The 16545-nt window shown below is 43.1% G+C and carries 15 protein-coding genes; 8 read left to right on the top strand and 7 right to left on the bottom strand.

Annotated elements, in window-relative coordinates; all coding sequences use genetic code 11:
• Positions 1–185: 185 nt before the first annotated feature.
• From AC6R10_RS12805 to AC6R10_RS12785, 5 genes are all read right to left on the bottom strand, one after another.
• On the bottom strand, positions 186–1394 hold the full coding sequence (locus AC6R10_RS12805) for an IS256 family transposase (protein WP_500625857.1): 1209 nt from the start codon (positions 1392–1394) through the stop codon (positions 186–188).
• A 62-nt stretch (positions 1395–1456) separates the two neighbouring features.
• The gene (locus AC6R10_RS12800; protein ID WP_500672461.1) at positions 1457–2578 is read right to left on the bottom strand and encodes a hypothetical protein; all 1122 of its coding nucleotides are present in this window, start codon (positions 2576–2578) and stop codon (positions 1457–1459) included.
• 692 nt (positions 2579–3270) lie between these two features.
• Positions 3271–3699 (bottom strand): hypothetical protein, encoded by a 429-nt coding sequence (locus AC6R10_RS12795; RefSeq protein ID WP_500672460.1) that lies wholly within the window; start codon positions 3697–3699, stop codon positions 3271–3273.
• 220 nt (positions 3700–3919) lie between these two features.
• Positions 3920–4594, bottom strand: a complete 675-nt coding sequence (locus AC6R10_RS12790) for a hypothetical protein (RefSeq protein WP_500672459.1) — start codon at positions 4592–4594, stop codon at positions 3920–3922.
• Positions 4595–4828: 234 nt separating this feature from the next.
• Positions 4829–6643 (bottom strand): ATP-dependent nuclease, encoded by a 1815-nt coding sequence (locus AC6R10_RS12785; protein ID WP_500672458.1) that lies wholly within the window; start codon positions 6641–6643, stop codon positions 4829–4831.
• Positions 6644–7387: 744 nt separating this feature from the next.
• Between AC6R10_RS12785 and AC6R10_RS12780 the strand changes: the two genes are divergently transcribed.
• Positions 7388–7939, top strand: coding sequence for a hypothetical protein (locus tag AC6R10_RS12780; RefSeq protein ID WP_500672457.1), 552 nt, complete (start codon positions 7388–7390; stop codon positions 7937–7939).
• Between the two features lie 227 nt (positions 7940–8166).
• Positions 8167–8376: a hypothetical protein gene (locus AC6R10_RS12775; protein WP_500672456.1), complete on the top strand. Its 210-nt coding sequence runs from the start codon at positions 8167–8169 to the stop codon at positions 8374–8376.
• Positions 8377–8730: 354 nt separating this feature from the next.
• Here the strand turns inward: AC6R10_RS12775 and AC6R10_RS12770 are convergent, their stop codons facing one another.
• On the bottom strand, positions 8731–9912 hold the full coding sequence (locus AC6R10_RS12770) for a hypothetical protein (protein WP_500672455.1): 1182 nt from the start codon (positions 9910–9912) through the stop codon (positions 8731–8733).
• Between the two features lie 119 nt (positions 9913–10031).
• Here AC6R10_RS12770 and AC6R10_RS12765 point away from each other — a divergent pair, with 119 nt between their 5' ends.
• Positions 10032–11222, top strand: coding sequence for a ParB N-terminal domain-containing protein (locus AC6R10_RS12765; RefSeq protein ID WP_500672454.1), 1191 nt, complete (start codon positions 10032–10034; stop codon positions 11220–11222).
• 882 nt (positions 11223–12104) lie between these two features.
• On the opposite strand, the gene AC6R10_RS12760 is transcribed toward AC6R10_RS12765, so the two are convergent.
• Positions 12105–12467 (bottom strand): hypothetical protein, encoded by a 363-nt coding sequence (locus AC6R10_RS12760; RefSeq protein WP_500672453.1) that lies wholly within the window; start codon positions 12465–12467, stop codon positions 12105–12107.
• A gap of 258 nt (positions 12468–12725) precedes the next feature.
• On the opposite strand from AC6R10_RS12760, the gene ccoN reads away from it, so the two are divergent.
• From ccoN to AC6R10_RS12735, 5 genes are all read left to right on the top strand, one after another.
• Entirely contained in the window at positions 12726–14153 is a 1428-nt protein-coding gene (gene ccoN, locus AC6R10_RS12755; protein ID WP_334555362.1) for a cytochrome-c oxidase, cbb3-type subunit I, read from the top strand.
• A gap of 12 nt (positions 14154–14165) precedes the next feature.
• A complete protein-coding gene (gene ccoO, locus AC6R10_RS12750) occupies positions 14166–14786 on the top strand; it encodes a cytochrome-c oxidase, cbb3-type subunit II (RefSeq protein WP_334555361.1) in 621 nt (206 codons plus the stop codon).
• A gap of 15 nt (positions 14787–14801) precedes the next feature.
• Positions 14802–14978, top strand: coding sequence for a cbb3-type cytochrome oxidase subunit 3 (locus AC6R10_RS12745; protein WP_334555360.1), 177 nt, complete (start codon positions 14802–14804; stop codon positions 14976–14978).
• On the top strand, positions 14975–15952 hold the full coding sequence (gene ccoP / locus AC6R10_RS12740) for a cytochrome-c oxidase, cbb3-type subunit III (RefSeq protein WP_334555359.1): 978 nt from the start codon (positions 14975–14977) through the stop codon (positions 15950–15952). Before AC6R10_RS12745 ends, ccoP begins: the two co-directional genes overlap by 4 nt.
• A 104-nt stretch (positions 15953–16056) precedes the next feature.
• Entirely contained in the window at positions 16057–16536 is a 480-nt protein-coding gene (locus AC6R10_RS12735; RefSeq protein WP_500672452.1) for a FixH family protein, read from the top strand.
• Positions 16537–16545: the final 9 nt, after the last annotated feature.

The following is a 16545-nucleotide window of genomic DNA, read 5'->3' as shown; positions in this document are numbered from 1 at the left end:
ACAAACCTAGTACATTTTTCAAACGCATTTTCGCTGTTGAAGAGTTAGCAAGCCTACGACCTAAGTCTGAGTGCTGACTACTGGCAAGCTTTACCAATATACCAATTTCTCTGGGAGAAAAGCCTTGGATAATTTGTGTGTAGTATGGAACGACCCTGTAAATAATTCTGTGTAACTGTCGGGGGTTACATGTATTCAGTGAGTCGGTCTTCGAACATAATCATAAAGCGGTTTAGAGCTTGTCGCCAGTTTCTAATCGGCATCGTCCACTTCTTGGAAGCATCTCGGATAGCCAGGTAGATCACCTTTCTAGCTGATTCATCCGTTGGGAAGAGCTTGCGCTTCTTGATCGCTTTTCTAATAACGCTGTTGAGGGATTCAATGGCGTTAGTCGTGTAAATGGCTCGGCGAATATCCTCTGGGTAGTTAAACAGGGTGTTGAGGTTGTCCCAATGCGCCGTCCAAGAGCGACTGATTTGAGGATACTTACTATCCCATCGTTCAGAGAACTGCTCTAAAGCGAGCAGTGCCTCATCTTCTGTGGCTGATTGGTAGATTTTCTTCAGGTCAGCCGTCACCGCTTTGTAGTCTTTCCAAGGGACGTATTTGACCGAGTTTCGCACCATGTGGACGATACAGAGCTGTATTTGCGTCTCTGGGAACGCAGTATTGATGGCGTCAGGAAAACCTTTTAGTCCGTCAACGCAAGCGATAAGGATGTCTTTTACCCCACGGTTTTGAAGCTCTGTCAGCACGTTAAGCCAGAACTTGGCGCCTTCCGTTTCAGAGAGCCACATGCCGAGCAGTTCTTTCTGGCCTTCCATGTTGACGCCTAACGCAAGATAGACCGCTTTGTTGATGACTTGCTTGTCTTGACGCACCTTAACCACGATGCAATCGAGATAGACGATAGGGTAAATTTCGTCGAGAGGTCGCGACTGCCATTCAATCACTTGCTCGAGTACCGAGTCGGTCACCTTTGATATCAGCGTTGGTGAGACGTCTGCATCATACATTTCCTTGAACGTTGCGACGATTTCACGTGTGGTCATGCCTTTCGCATATAGGCTTAATATCTTGTCGTCCATGGATTGGAATCGAGTTTGGTGCTTGCGGACGAGTTGAGGTTCAAAGCTAGCTTCACGATCGCGAGGGACGTCGATATCGACTTCTCCATCATCGGTGATGATTGATTTACCCGAGTAGCCATTGCGGGAGTTGGAGCTAGTTCTAGGTTGGTGTTTTTGATACCCAAGGTGCTCATCGAGTTCAGCGTTTAACGCCGTTTCAACGGTCACCTTGGTTAACATTTTTCGGAAGTCATCAAGATCAGATTCAGTCTTAATTGACTTTGCTGCTTCACGAGCAAAAGCTTCGAGTGCTTTCTTATCCATATTGTCCATCCTTAGCCTTTAAGGCTTAAGTCTAGACAGTTACACAGAATTCAGGACACTCTCTATGGAACGGCAGCATTAGAAACACCATAGCCATTACCTACAGCACAGCAAGAAACTACATGAACCAACTCTTCCTGTATAGTTTCCGGCACAGCTCCCTGTTGCGTTAGTTCCAACAGTCGCTCGGCAAAAGGAGGTTCATTGTAAAAGTTGTTCATTCCATTGTGTGCGTTCCAGAGACGTGTTGTAGCTTTAGAGAACACAGTGTGCTGCTCAGATTCATTTAGCAGACCAAGGAAACCTAACTTTTCAAAAAATTGCTGCGAAGCTGTATGCTTATCCTCAAATCCTTTTGCTACATACTCAGTGTGATTATTAATCAACTCTGATTTAATAGCATTGGTCAACACTTCTTTCAGGCCATCACATATATCTAAGGCATTTAGTCTAGCCTGCTCAGCCGTAGCTGGATCACAGTAGATTCCGTGCACCATCTTCACAAGTAATTGACGTTGAGCCTCATGCGTGTCTTTTAAACGTTGAATCCAAATATCACATTGCTGTGTATTGAACCTTAGTCCTTTGACTGCCGATATGAAAGCACTTATATCAACACCAGTCGGTGATGATGAGTCCGCGAGTGCATATCTAACGCAACGGTTTAGGAATGTTGTAAATTCTCGATCATTTACAGTTCCCATTGTAGGATGTGCTGCAGAAAAATTATTGCGTACATCCCTACACTGATCTAAAAAGAAAAATCCGTCCTCATCAATGATATTGAGCTTCAAACAAAGTTCCAGAAGTCGGCTATCTTGTAATTCCATCAAGTGCTTTTCTTCAAAGTCGCCTTGGCGAATTTGAGCAACAACGGCTAAACCAAAGTTGCGAATTTTCTGACGCAAATGTAAGACTGCGGCATTCCAAATGTAATTCATAGCGCCATCGAATAAGCCAGTGCTAACAGCAACACACATACGCGCAATAAGCTCTCCTCTTAAGTCACCTGGAATTTCTCGTAACTCTCTGGGGAGATCTCGCCATGCATACTCGATTTCTTCTTCGCTAGCCAACACACTCCTTGGTATACCAAGTGAAGTTGTTAGTTCTGTTATTGCGGGAAGCACAGTGCTCGGTAACGATGGTAATGTTACATTCTGTTTTTGTACTATATCTGACATTATTTTCCTTATTATATTTGATGGAGGCAACTAACGTTTTAGCACGCGGAGCCTGCAATAAAACTATTAAACTCCAGACCAAAACCGCCGAGCGTTTAGCGTGGACACTTGAGCGATTCGTTGTATCATCGCTAACGATTGACAATCGACGTTAGCTTACTCACAAATTCTCCAAAACAATAAAAGCAAAGTACTGATACCAAAATAAAGCCCAACATTGCGTTTACTGAGAAGTACCCGATTAAACAAGTGAACGCGAGCATCAAACAGCAAAAGCCTCCAACCGTAATTCTGGTTACCCAATCTTCGTTCAACACTTCATCACAATTTTCCACACTTGCGTTAAGTTCTGATATGAAAATATGCGCAAAAGCGAAAGTTGCAAATGTAGGTAAACAGATAGAAAAAAACAGTGTCGATAATTGAAGAAATACTGAATCTTCAATGGAAGATGCCCCACTAAACAAAGCCAAAAAGTATGCTGCACAAAGACCACTAAGTGCAGAGTACATCCACTTCAGCTGAGTATATTTATGATTGCTACTTGTCGTTGCCACAGAATCTCCAAATTTCAAACAGTTGATATATCGCCGAGCTAACGTCCCAAAACGCACAACGATAGTGCCTACGCTGATGTTACTGCAAACTGAAAATGCCACGTATTGACGGTCACTGTTAAGCGTCTTATTAAATTAAACCTTTTCGATACCATTTGAAATCAATGCCATCTTGGCCAGCAGGGTTTTCTCGTTTGGTAACTCGATGATGTCAGCTTTTATGCCTAATTCTTTCATTTTCTCTATACGTTCTTCAGTTGTCATTGACTTCCAAACGCCGCTCTTTGAACCTATCTTTACTCTAGACAAGTACAATGTAGCGTAAGTTTTAGTTTTGGTTGAATTAGTAGTATGAGTATATTTAAATAAATACTTTAAATCTTCCTTTAACCAGTCGATACGAGTATTTCTCATACGCTCAATCTGTAGAAAATCAAGTAGTGTATCACGTTCTAAAATTATACAATCTAACCCATTCTTCCAAGATTTCATCGCAAGATAAGCACCAAGTACACGATGTAATCGCATTTGTGCTTCTCTATATACTTCTTCTGTTGATGACATTGTGTCTCCAATTAAACTTAACGAATGGTATGGGCTCCCTCTCCCTGCCAATCTTTGGCAGCAGTAGCCATTGTGTTCATGGCAGATTCTTCAGCTTGTTTTTTAGAGATCGCTAATGAAATTACAACTTCCATCGTTAAAATTTGCCTTGAACCTTAAAGCGTACATCATACAGATTGAATTTCCCATATGCAATTGGTGACTAAGTTTATAACGCATCTTAGAACAGGGACTGCTGTTTTGGATCAACATAGTCGATCACTAGCCCTTCTGATGATAGATCCAAGTTGAAGTTGCGAATAACAGCAACAATCATGGAAACAAATTCTTTGGCTATATCAATTGCTTGTTGTGCATCTTCAGATGAGCAGTCATTAGCCGCATGCATGATTTTGTTGCGTAACCTTTGAATGTTGTCTCGCTCTCGCCAAAGAGTTTCCGAGGAATGTTGACGCTTGTACTCACTAATTGAACAACCTAAGTCTGCATTTTCATCGATCACATCGAAAACTAGATCTTTGAATCTATCGATTCCACTCTGTTTGAGTAACCCACTTGAGATCATTTCTGCCGCATATTCGTTATGAACCATTCCATACACTATAGGCTTTAATAGAACTGATTTAATTAACACCTCGGTCGAAATTGCAGCATAAATTAACGAAACCGTAGGATCTACTTCTAGAAGAGCTTTGCTCTTGCGTAGAAATTTAATAGCATTTTTAGCTAAATTAGGATTTTGACGATAATACGACTGCATTCTCTCAAAGATAAACTCTTCAATAGCTTGTTCTCTGTTCTCCTCATAAAGCTCCTCTCGAAGTTCTTCCTCAATATTGGAGTACATTTCATCTACGTATTGATCGTATTGAGCATCATATAAATCGTATCCCAATTCTAACCTCCATTTTCTGACGCCTTGCCAACGAGCGATAACGCTACACCCAACTAAAAATTTTTACGCTAAACGCTGAAGCAAATTTGAATGAAGGTGGCCAATCGTTGGAACTCGAAGCACTGTCACTACAAACTACATAAAAAATAAGTTACCTATATTCAATTCAAAGGATAACTTTACTATCTGGGCTGAAGCTGATGTACACCTACAACCCAAATCAAAAAGTTCTTTTTAGTTAAAAACTTCTTCATCAGTGTCAGAAAGTGGTTCTAAACCCTCATACTCATCAATATTTGCTTCGACCCCTTCAGGTTCTGAACAACCGTTTATTATTTTTGAACGGAGTCGGGGGGGCTTTGTAGGGATTGGAATTAGTGTTCCATAAACTCTCTTGTGCTTTTCAGCCAATTGACTTTCGAGCTGATTGAAAAGCAATTTAAAATCTTCAGCCCACTCGAGGTCTGCTTGTTCTTCAGCTCGCCTCACTAAGTTATTTCTTAGCTGCTCCTTGGTTTTTTCACTTTTCATAGTAAAAGGTTGGAGTTCGCCTTTTAGGTCATGAGAACAATCATCGAACCAATTTTCATGTTCCTTGAAAAGCTCAAGAATCCAATCATGTGGAAATAGCCCCTCAACAGCAAATCCGATAGGAAGAGATATATAGTCATTATTAGGCTGAAAGCTAATATGCTTCTTGCCAAAATATTGCTGTAGGTTTTTACGACACTTATCCCCTGCAGAGTCACCATCTAGCACAGTAACAACAGGCCTTTCCTTGTAAATGAACTCGTAAGTTGCTTTCATGAAACCCTCAATACCACTCACTCCAGAAAAGTCACAGAAAACTGCACTCCTAACGTGAGGCCACTCTAACCCTCGATGATTCTCAGATAGTTTTAAGAACCACTGAAAGAGTTCTCTATCTGTTTTTCCTTCAACAAAAACATTTAGAAGACCAAGATTATAAAAATCACTAAATCGAACGCCCAAAGCATTCCGAATGCTTGAAGTCGCCTCATGATAAGTTTCATAAGTCGTGATTTTAGTAAACTCTTTATCTATTAAGGTTCCAACTACCTTTTTAGGGTCCTGATGAACAAACCCTAATGAGTGCGTTGTTGTAACCAGCAAAGCTTCACTACGTAACCTCTCCAACATTTTATGACAAGAATCAGCCAATTGAGGATGCAAGTAGGACTCTGGTTCTTCAATTAACCAAATCGTATTCTTGTTAAGCTTCTTTTCTTCTTCTGTAATCCATAAGAAGGAAGCAATTATCGCAGCAGCTTGAATACCCATTCCTTTATGTTCTATCGAAGTTTTAGCAGGATCGGATAGATGAAACTCAAATTTCGCTATAAGTTCTTCTAGCGATTCATTAGGTAAAGAGAAGTGGCTTTTTACTCCTCCGAGCCCCGCAACATCCAGTTGATAGTCCAACTTTGAAGAAATACTGCATAGTTCGCTATTAATCTCATTAACTTTGTCAGCAAGGACCCTAGTCACTGATCGCTTTAAAAAAGGAAGGAGTAAGCTGCTGTACAAATCAGATGTACTTTTGGATGACGGGACATAGTGGCAGACAAACTGTGACACTAGTAAATTCACTGCTTGATTTTGCTTTCTAGAATATTGCGCTTGATACTCCTTTTTCATTTTGTCGTTTGAAAAGAAGCGATACAACGGCTTTCCAGACTTTGTAGCAAAGGTCAGATAAAGTTGGATTTGAGATGATAGCTCTTTGGGCTCCTCGAGCATGCTATTGAGTTCATCATAGAGAGAGAAAAACTCCGCATCTAGTTCTCGACAGCCAGCAAAAGATGCCGCCAAGCTAGTTTGTCCGGTACTGACACCAAAAGTTAAATCTCGTTTTATGTCGTAGCCAAATTCATTATCGTACCCAGTAAATAACATTTGAATAGCTTTAAGGATGTTGGTTTTTCCACTGCTATTTGGGCCTACAATCGTTAACCCTTGCGTTAAATCAACATGTTGTTCGGTGCTAATTGTCCGGAAGTTTCTAATTCTAAGATGTTCTAACCGCATACTATGATAATACTCGCCCATGTCACAATGCAGGTAATATATATATTTATGCAACTAAAAGATATGAGACAGCACTAGTAATTGGTGATAGAACGATTATTTCATAGCTTGAGCAATCCAATCGAACATCGGTGCGACGAATACTTTTCGCAGGTCTCGCAAGTCACTACTCACCAGCGACAGGCCCTACCATTCGCCCAATGCATCAATTTTCCTTATGCGATTATGATCCGAAATTAGGTTTGGTGAGATCGAGGACAACACACTTTCGGGGCATTTCCGTGTTACGCGCCTCGTCAACACGAAGCTGGACATTTATGAGTTACGAAATGACACTACTAAGAAGTTCCTGTAAAAACGGATTTTTCAGCAGTTTAGGTGTGTTTACAGCACTGACTTGCCTTTAGAACACTTTTCAACATCAAATACAGCACTTCTCTTACATTCTCTAACATTTCTCCTGCCATTTATAATGAGCTTCCTTGTACACTAGCACCCAAATTTTAGTCTGATTAAGACCTTTCTATGCTTCTCCCTCATTCAATGACAATAAGGTCATTCATTAGAGCTACTACAGTGTTTTCGATGGCGATGGTAACGAACGCCTGCTCTACAATAAGTGTTCAAGACAGCACCTCCATCACTGAGAATGAAATTCAGATTTGCCGAAATCTGGTTGAGAAAATTGAACAAGATAACCCTCAATTCGTTGTGGGAAAAAATCTTTTTTCAGGCGACATAACCATGGATGTGAATAGTGTCGAAGACCACATCCTTACCTGCAGCGTCAAAGGTGTCAGCTATCAGGATTATGTTATGGCCACTCACCTTGAAACCAATGACACCTACTATGAGCGGGTTCAAGGCCGTTCGATTGAGTATGCGTATGAATACGTACATAACGTCATAAAGAAGCGCGATGAAGATAGGCTTCTTGCGGCCAAGAAAGCCCAAGAGAAAGTCAATACAGAGCAAAGAGATCGTGACGCAGAAGCCGCTTGCTTAGCCAGCAAAGAATGCCTAGCCAAGCGAGCAGAAGAAAATAGACTCGCTGAACAGAAGAAAGAGCAAGAGAGAACGCAACAGCATGCGTACAACAAAACCTGTGAGGGCTTTTTAAAAGATCTCGCTACTAAGACCAACTTCAGCTACCAGCGCATAGTGATGGCAAGACCAATGATGACCGGTGCATACATTTGCGTAGCTCAAGGCCATCTTACAACGCCCCACGGCAACCAGTTCAAACAAGTAGAACTACAAGGTAACCCAAATACGGGAGCGTACAGCTACAAATAACGATAGAGAGACACATTTTGAAATTTGGACTACTACTCTTAACCGCGATTGCCACATGTTCTACTTATGCCGTGGCTACTACAGCTGAAGCCGACAGGTTGGCTGCGAAGATTGTTGCGGATAACGTAAACAATCTGCCAGTACAATTGAACGCAAACATGTCCATGGAGTCTTTTATGCACTTGGCTGGGGGGGGCTTGAATGTCAATACAAGGTTGCATTACACAATGGCTTACCTTAACGAACTGGCGGGTGGTGAAGTGTCTCCTGATGCGCTCAAGCAAATGAAGAACGCGATGGAAAAGCAAGCCCAACAGATGATTTGCAATAATAATGACCCAGAGACTCGTGCTTTCTATCGCGCAGGTGGTTGGGCTAAGATTAACTACATCTTTCAAGATGGTGAGGTGCTTCACACATTCAGAGTGACTTGTTAGCCGGCTGCTCTTTAATCGAAAACGCCACCTCAAATCGAGGTGGCGTTTCATTTGTACTCGTGCCTTTTATGCTTCAAGAAAGTTTGATTCTACATCGCACACAGTACGCAACAGATAGTCACAATAAACACCAACTACATCCATAAGGTGGCTCATATAGAGCTGTCCTGATCAGTTAGAGAGTACATATACGACGCTCAGCCTAATGTCAGAGTCAGCTTAGGAATAGTTAATCTTCTTATAAGCTTCAATCCAAATCTCTAATTTTTCAAATTCGTCACCTTTGAGTGTTGTGGGTTCAGCCACATCAAATCAAACAGGGTATTGTTTAGAAAACAAAGCACAAGGCTGGGGCTAAGTCAATCGGCAAATATCAAAAAGGTATTCAGCTAGCCCTACTCTAAATGAACGCCCTCCACCGCTTGCATTTTTATAATTCTTACCGCTCATATCCAAAGTTAGCACCTTACATTGGCTCCAGTGCTTCGCTGATTTCGAATAATCTAGAGTAGATAAAGCTTTTGCGGCTTGCAGTATCGATCGTTCAGTTTCATCAATCGTAGCGTTGTCCGTGATTTTTTTTATCAATAGTCCCAGTGATAGCCAGAGTGAAGGTGAATAGTGAAACCCGTCTCGGTCGTTGCTGAGTTGTTTCGAGATACCCTCTAGCCAAGTCCTTAAAAATAGGATTATGTATTGTTTGGTCGTTGATATCGCCTGATGCGTAAAAGCACCCTTATTCAAATTGAAATCATCGACTTTATTTTTATCCTGTGCACTTGGCCCAGCAATAGCACCTAGAACAAGTTTGATAAGAGTCGCTTCAGCAACAATTCCTTGTTCTGATTTCGTCAACCGGATTGAGCTGCTAGTCATCCCGCCATATCGCGCTAAGTGCACTTTTTCAGCAATTTCTTTGACGCAATCGTTAATCGACGAACTACTCATCATTGATGTCTGAATTGGGGAGTGCAAATGAGAGGTCCGCGCGTTGTACTTGGTGTAGTAGTCACACATCTCGTTAAAGCTTAGCCCTGAAGATGTGTTGAAAATTACAGTAACTTGTATAGGGAGGCGCGATAATGTTTGTCTTATATTACTATCAGCAAGCACATGATCTAATGAGGATTTTCTCGTAGGATAAAAAGGGTGTTCTATGCCTAATAGCTTTGCTATGGCAACCAGCTCTAACACTCCACCCACAATTAAAGTATTTCTGGGATCATAGCTCAGTTCACTAAACTGCTTTTGCTTTACTTGTAGAGAAGGCTTACCACCAACCACGTAAGTTAATGATAAAAATGGTGTAATTGTGGATTCGCTTAGCGCTAACTTAATTGATTGGCTAATCTCCGCTATTCGCTCTTTGTTGAGCTTACTGTGAACAGACTTTAGTAGTCCTTCAGTTCTAGAATCGGCGGGTAGCAGAGAAAAATAAACAGGCAGCTCAATTGCCATCAGATAGGTGACAAGAGTTTTATTCCCCCCAAAACTCCCTTCGGGACTTAACCCTCGTACATGCACACTTTCCTTCACAACACTCTCAACCACTAACACGATATGACGACATTTTTACACAAAAAGTCGCCTTAGCCTTGATCGGGCGTCGCGCCCGATCAATAATATAGGTTGTGACGCATACTAGCAGTAAAAACATGACTACAGATTCAGAACATTTTGAAGATTCACTCGTTGAAGCACTAATAAGAGAGCACGCAGTCCTTCCAAAGCGGTATTTGGCGAGTGATAAAGAGCTAATGGCCAGCTCCAACAACAGACTTTCTCCAGATACTATGCTGGAAATCTTTAAGTCAAAGGCAAAATATTACCCTCAGATAAAAGTGCTCGACATACCAATCAATCATTGTGTTGTACACATTACGCCAACCTTGGCGAGAGATATATTGACCTTTTCTCGTAGAGGAGCGATTAACGAGGGAAACAAGAACCGTCGGATAAAGTCAGTCACAGTGAGGCGCTTCATCAAAATGATGAATGATCGGAAGTGGTGTCTAACTGGTCAGCCAATCATTATTGGTTATGATGGTGAACTATTAGATGGCCACACTAGGCTGGAAGCAGCATCACACTCTAAGTATGGGTTTCTTGCCGTACTTGTATGGGGGATTTCCGATGAAGACTCGTTCGCTAATATCGATGTTGGCAATGTTCGTTCAAGAGCTGAGGTTCTTGAAATGTCAGGAGTACAAGTCGACGCCCGAATTCTTTCACAAGTAGCTCTTTTAGCCCAATGCTACGAAAATACGAATAACGAATATGCGTTTAGGGGGACACAAGGTAATACGTATCAGCAAGCTGAAACTATGGAATATGTGAGAGGAAATGACGAACTCATACACTCCGTTGCACTTATAGAAAAACTAGCAAAAAAATATCGCCATGAAATTCAGGCGTCACCTGCTACTTACGCATTTGCTCATTACTTGATCAAGAAAAAACTCGCTTTATCCGATATAAAAAAGATCGATATTACGCCAGAGTCTTACATCACTAAGGTTATGAGCGGGATCGGTATTAACTCAGAAAGCGAGTATGAATACCAAGTAAGAAATTATTTACAAACCCTTTCGGGTGAGTCGACTTCATATGCTTTACTTTGCAGGCTCTCCTCCTTATTTAAGGGCTGGAATGCCAATTTAGAGATACCGATTTTTGGTAATAAGATATCGGTAAGACGAGTCGCTAAATTCAAAAGAGATAAAGAGGGCAATAAATTGCCAATAAAAGGCGCGGGAAACATTAACGAAGCGTTCACGATTCCTTGTCAGTTGCCAGGGAAAACCCCACTCAGAATACATAAACAAGCGGCGATAAAAATAGTTTAATCTCAACGCTTAACCTACCTCACTTACATCCAATGAGCTCCAAGCCGGTGCAAGAGTCGCCCAAGCACAACGGAGCATTCACCGAACGGAGCAACTATTCGTGCTACTACGTTACTAGCAGATTTTTCTGTAGCCCTGTAGCCCTGTAGCCCTGTAGCACGATCACTCCTCTGACTCTGTCATGCCCCTTAAATAGCCTTCAAGCAATAAATAGCTTGCGTCGCTGTATCAAATTTCACCTTCTCTGTACTAATAATGAAATCATCTTGTTGAACAACAAGCCCTGCTTCCTTACACAACACGGGGAGTCGTTAGCTTGTTTTGATCTGGTGTAGCTTTTCAAGTTTGCTTTATGCAACTTTCAAGATCTTGAAACGAGTTTTTTTAGTAAAACCAAGCAACAAATGGAGGGGGTAAGGTATGGAGAGTACATGTACTCGGTAACGTGTTTTGAACGAATTTTCGTGAAAAAACTGCCAGTACATGTACTAGTTTGACAATGAAACTCTAAAATATCCACTTAACGTGCTGTTATTAATAGAGATTGTACGAAAGTCCATGTGGTGTACTACATGGTTTTCGTAGATTAGTTAAATCAACCCCAGATAAACACATGGAGTACCACTCCCTATCCAATCTACCCATCCCGTGAGTTTTCCATTAAACATAACTGCATTTACCATAAAATACCTAATAATCAGTTTGTTAATCAAAGATTTCCAAAGCTGATTATTAGTGCTGAGCGATGCTCATAATTTGTGATTTCGACGAAGAAGTCGCAAGTTTTCTCGTTCGTTCGCGTCAAATTTAACATCTCATTGGTCGAGCTATTGGCTATCAAAATGGATTGTAGGACGTCAATTATCCCAAATTTGTGCGCAGTTACATTCGAAACTTGATTGTCGCTTCTTTGGTCTTGTTGAGGTCTTGCAAGCTTAGGCTTAACGCTTCATTGACGGGAGCCTCGAGTCTCCATTCAGTGTCACTTTCCGTGATTGCTTGCGGTGATTCTAACGATTTTAGCAGCCACCTTGTGTTGGGCTTGGTGATGATAATCTTGTTTGCCTCAAATTTTGCGGTGAAGCGGTCGTTTTCGACAACAAATGTGCACGCGGGTTTGAGTTCGCACACCACTTCTATCATGTCTTTGTGCGTGATAGTACGCCAGAAAAACGCCGTCAGAAGCAGGGTTAACATGATGATTATTTGAGCAAAACGACCTCTTGTTAGTTTTTGGGCTGCCATTCTGTTGGGTTCTCCGTGTAACAAACTTCAAACTTTTAAAATAAAAGGCCAAAACCTGACCAAGTGTAAGGTTACTATGCTGTCATTGAATTGTTAAATGAAGTATAGTTGGCGGCTGAAAGTGCCACTTTTTTTAAAAACTGGCAAGATTATTTAACCAACTGAGATTGGCGACATTTTCTTGAGGTTTTGGGTGGCATTACGACATGTGTCGTGTTGGAAGTAAAGTGTAGTTAATTAGAAATTGGAAGCATGCAAATGAGCCAAGAAAAGCAGCTAGAACAAAACTACAACTATACAGTCGTCCGTCAGTTTACCTTAGTGACTATTCTCTGGGGTATCGTCGGCATGGCTGTTGGTGTTTTGATTGCCGCTCAATTAGTTTGGCCACAGCTAAACTTTGATACGCCGTGGTTGACGTACAGTCGCTTACGTCCTCTGCATACTAATGCGGTTATTTTTGCGTTTGGTACAAGTGCCCTATTCGCAACGTCTTATTACGTTGTACAGAGAACTTGTCAAACACGTCTATTTGGTGGCCCTCTCGTCGCCTTCACCTTCTGGGGTTGGCAGGCAATTATCCTCGCAGCCGCGATCACTCTCCCACTCGGTTTTACCTCGGGTAAAGAGTACGCGGAACTAGAATGGCCGATCGATATTGCGATCGCTGTTGTCTGGGTGGCTTACGCAGTGGTGTTCTTCGGCACGCTGATTACGCGTAAAACATCACACATCTACGTGGCAAACTGGTTCTTTGGTGCGTTCATCATCACTGTCGCTGTATTGCATATTGTCAACAGCATGGCGATTCCGGTTTCTATGGGTAAGTCTTACTCTGTCTACTCCGGTGCCGTTGATGCAATGGTACAATGGTGGTACGGACACAACGCGGTAGGTTTCCTACTGACCGCTGGCTTCCTTGGCATGATGTACTACTTTGTTCCGAAGCAAGCTGAACGTCCCGTTTATTCATACCGTTTGTCGATTGTTCACTTCTGGGCATTGGTCTCGCTATACATCTGGGCAGGCCCACACCACCTTCACTACACGGCTCTGCCTGACTGGACTCAGTCGCTCGGTATGGTGATGTCTCTCGTACTGTTCGCACCTTCTTGGGGTGGCATGATCAACGGCATCATGACGCTATCCGGCGCATGGCACAAACTTCGTTATGACCCAATTTTGCGTTTCCTCATCGTCTCTCTGTCGTTCTACGGCATGTCAACGTTTGAAGGCCCGATGATGTCGATTAAGACCGTCAATGCCCTTTCCCACTACACTGACTGGACAATCGGTCACGTGCACTCAGGGGCATTAGGTTGGGTTGCTATGGTGTCGATTGGTTCGGTTTACCACTTGGTTCCGCGTCTATTCGGTCAGCAGCGTATGTACTCTGTTGGCATGATCAACGCCCACTTCTGGCTAGCCACTATCGGTACTGTTCTTTACATCGTCGCGATGTGGATTTCGGGCGTTATGCAGGGCCTAATGTGGCGTGCAGTGAACTCAGACGGCACATTAACGTATAGTTTTGTAGAGTCTGTGCAAGCGTCTTACCCGTTCTATTTTGTTCGTTTCCTAGGTGGCTTTATCTTCCTAGCAGGTATGTTCCTCATGGCATACAACACGTACAAAACCGTTACCGCGCCAAAAGATAGCCTAAAAGCTATCCCGCAACCGGCTTAAGGAGATTAAAGAATGAGTTCAAATTCTAACAATCGCCACGAACTAGTAGAACGTAATGTCGGTTTGCTTGCGATCCTGATTGTGTTTGCCATCAGTTTGGGTGCGCTGGTAGAAATCACGCCACTGATTTTCCAAAAACAGACAACGGAGCCGGTTGAAAACTTGCGTCCCTATTCTGCGTTGGAGCTAGAAGGTCGTGATATTTACATTCGCGAAGGTTGTAACGTGTGTCACAGCCAAATGATTCGTCCTTTCCGTTCGGAAACAGAGCGCTACGGTCACTACTCCGTCGCGGGCGAAAGCGTTTGGGAGCATCCGTTCTTATGGGGCTCTAAGCGTACAGGTCCTGACCTTGCGCGCGTAGGTGGCCGTTACTCTGACGAGTGGCACCGCGTTCACTTGATTGACCCACGCGAGTTGGTTCCTGAGTCAAACATGCCTGGTTTCCCATGGCTGGCTGACAATGAACTGGATGGTAAGGACACTGAGAAGAAATTGCGTATTTTCCGCGACCTATTCGGTGTGCCATACACAGATGAACAAATCGCAAACGCGTCTAAAGATGTAGAAGGTAAAACAGAGATGGATGCCATCATTGCTTATCTTCAGTCTCTTGGTCACGCAATGAAGTAAATAAGGGGTGACGTAATGGATATAGGTACTATTCACAGTATTTGGACCATCGTTCTGTTCGTGAGCTTTATTGGCGTTGTGTGGTGGGCTTACGGCAAAAACCGTAAAGCTCGCTTCGAAGAAGATGCCAACCTTGTCTTTGCTGACGAGATTGAACAGCCCAAAAAAGAACAGGGAGTGACTAAGCAATGACGACGTTTTGGAGTCTTTGGATAATTATCATCACGGTCGGAACACTGGTCGGCTGTGCTGCACTACTTATCTGGTGTCTTAAAGATAAAATGGGCGTAGAGGAAGGCGCTGATATGGGCCATGAATACGATGGCATTCGTGAGCTTAACAATCCTCTACCTAAATGGTGGACTTACCTTTTCATTGGTACGTTCGTATTTGCAGCGATCTATTTAACGCTTTATCCAGGTCTTGGCAGCTTTAAAGGTGTCTTGGGCTGGCAGAGCTCAGATCAAACCGTTCGTTCGGTTGAAGAGTCAAAAGCGTCGATTGCCGCCTCTCAAGAGAACAAGCAGCTAGTACAATACGCCAAAGAGCTTGATGATGCAGATGCCTACTTTGGTGAAGCATTCAAGCGACTTGCGTATGTTGATGGCTCCTCTGATCTGCGCCCTATCCCTGCGATTGCAGCGGATGATGAAGCAGTAAAAGTGGGTCAGCGCCTGTTCTTACAAAACTGTTCGCAGTGTCACGGCTCTGACGCTCGCGGTCAAAAAGGATTCCCTAATTTGACTGACGACGCATGGCTATACGGCGGCGAGCCAGAAGCTATCGTGACCACCATCATGCAAGGCCGAATCGGTCAAATGCCTGCGTGGAAAGATGCGCTTGGCGAAGAAGGCGTGAAAGAAGTCGTGAGCTATACGCTGAGCTTGTCAGGTCGTAGCGTGAACGCGCGCGAAGCAGAAGCAGGTAAAGTACGTTTTGCGGTTTGTGCGGCTTGTCATGGTACGGACGGTAAAGGTAACCCAGCTGTGGGTGCACCGGATCTGACTGACCAAGATTGGTTATTCGGTGGCTCGCGTGCTGAAGTGACAGAGACGGTCATGAACGGCCGCTCAGGCGTAATGCCAGCTTGGAAAGACATACTAGGTGAAGACAAAGTGCAACTTGTCGCTGCCTATGTATGGAGCCTAAGCAACTCAGAACAATAAGTTACATTTCAATTCCAGCCCCATGCTGTCAACTGATGGTAATGGGGCTGTCTTTCCTTTACAGTTAAAGCCCTGATTTCATTTTATAAATTGAGAACTTTTTTATGGAAAAGCCTTGGTATAAGCAGTTTTGGCCGTGGTTTCTAATCATCCTTCCATCGATCGTGGTGGTATGGACTATTATAACGGTCGTTATTTTCACTCAGAACTCGGTCGATCTGGTTACTGAGGATTACTATAAAAAAGGAAAAGGGATCAACGTTGATATTTCAAAGATTAACGTTGCAAAAGAGTTAGGACTGAGCGCTCAAGTCGTCTCTGACGAAAACGCTATCGTCATCACGTTTGATAAAGGCACTCTCGATCACTTCCCCGCTATCACCGCGATGTTTGCCCATCGCACACTGCCTGATCGCGATTTTAGCCGATTACTGACGTCTGACGCCAAAGGTCAATATCGCTTTGAGCTTGACGATGCGCTGCAAGGCCCCTGGTTTATCGAACTGACCCCTCATGATGCACAATGGTTGATTCAAGGCCGCGTGACATTCCCTTCTGAGATGGCCATCCCTCTTTCCAATTAATTGATGTAA

The sequence above is a fragment of the Vibrio sp. R12-SG2-ISO1 genome, assembly GCF_059834045.1.
This window is presented reverse-complemented; position numbering and strand designations above follow the sequence as displayed.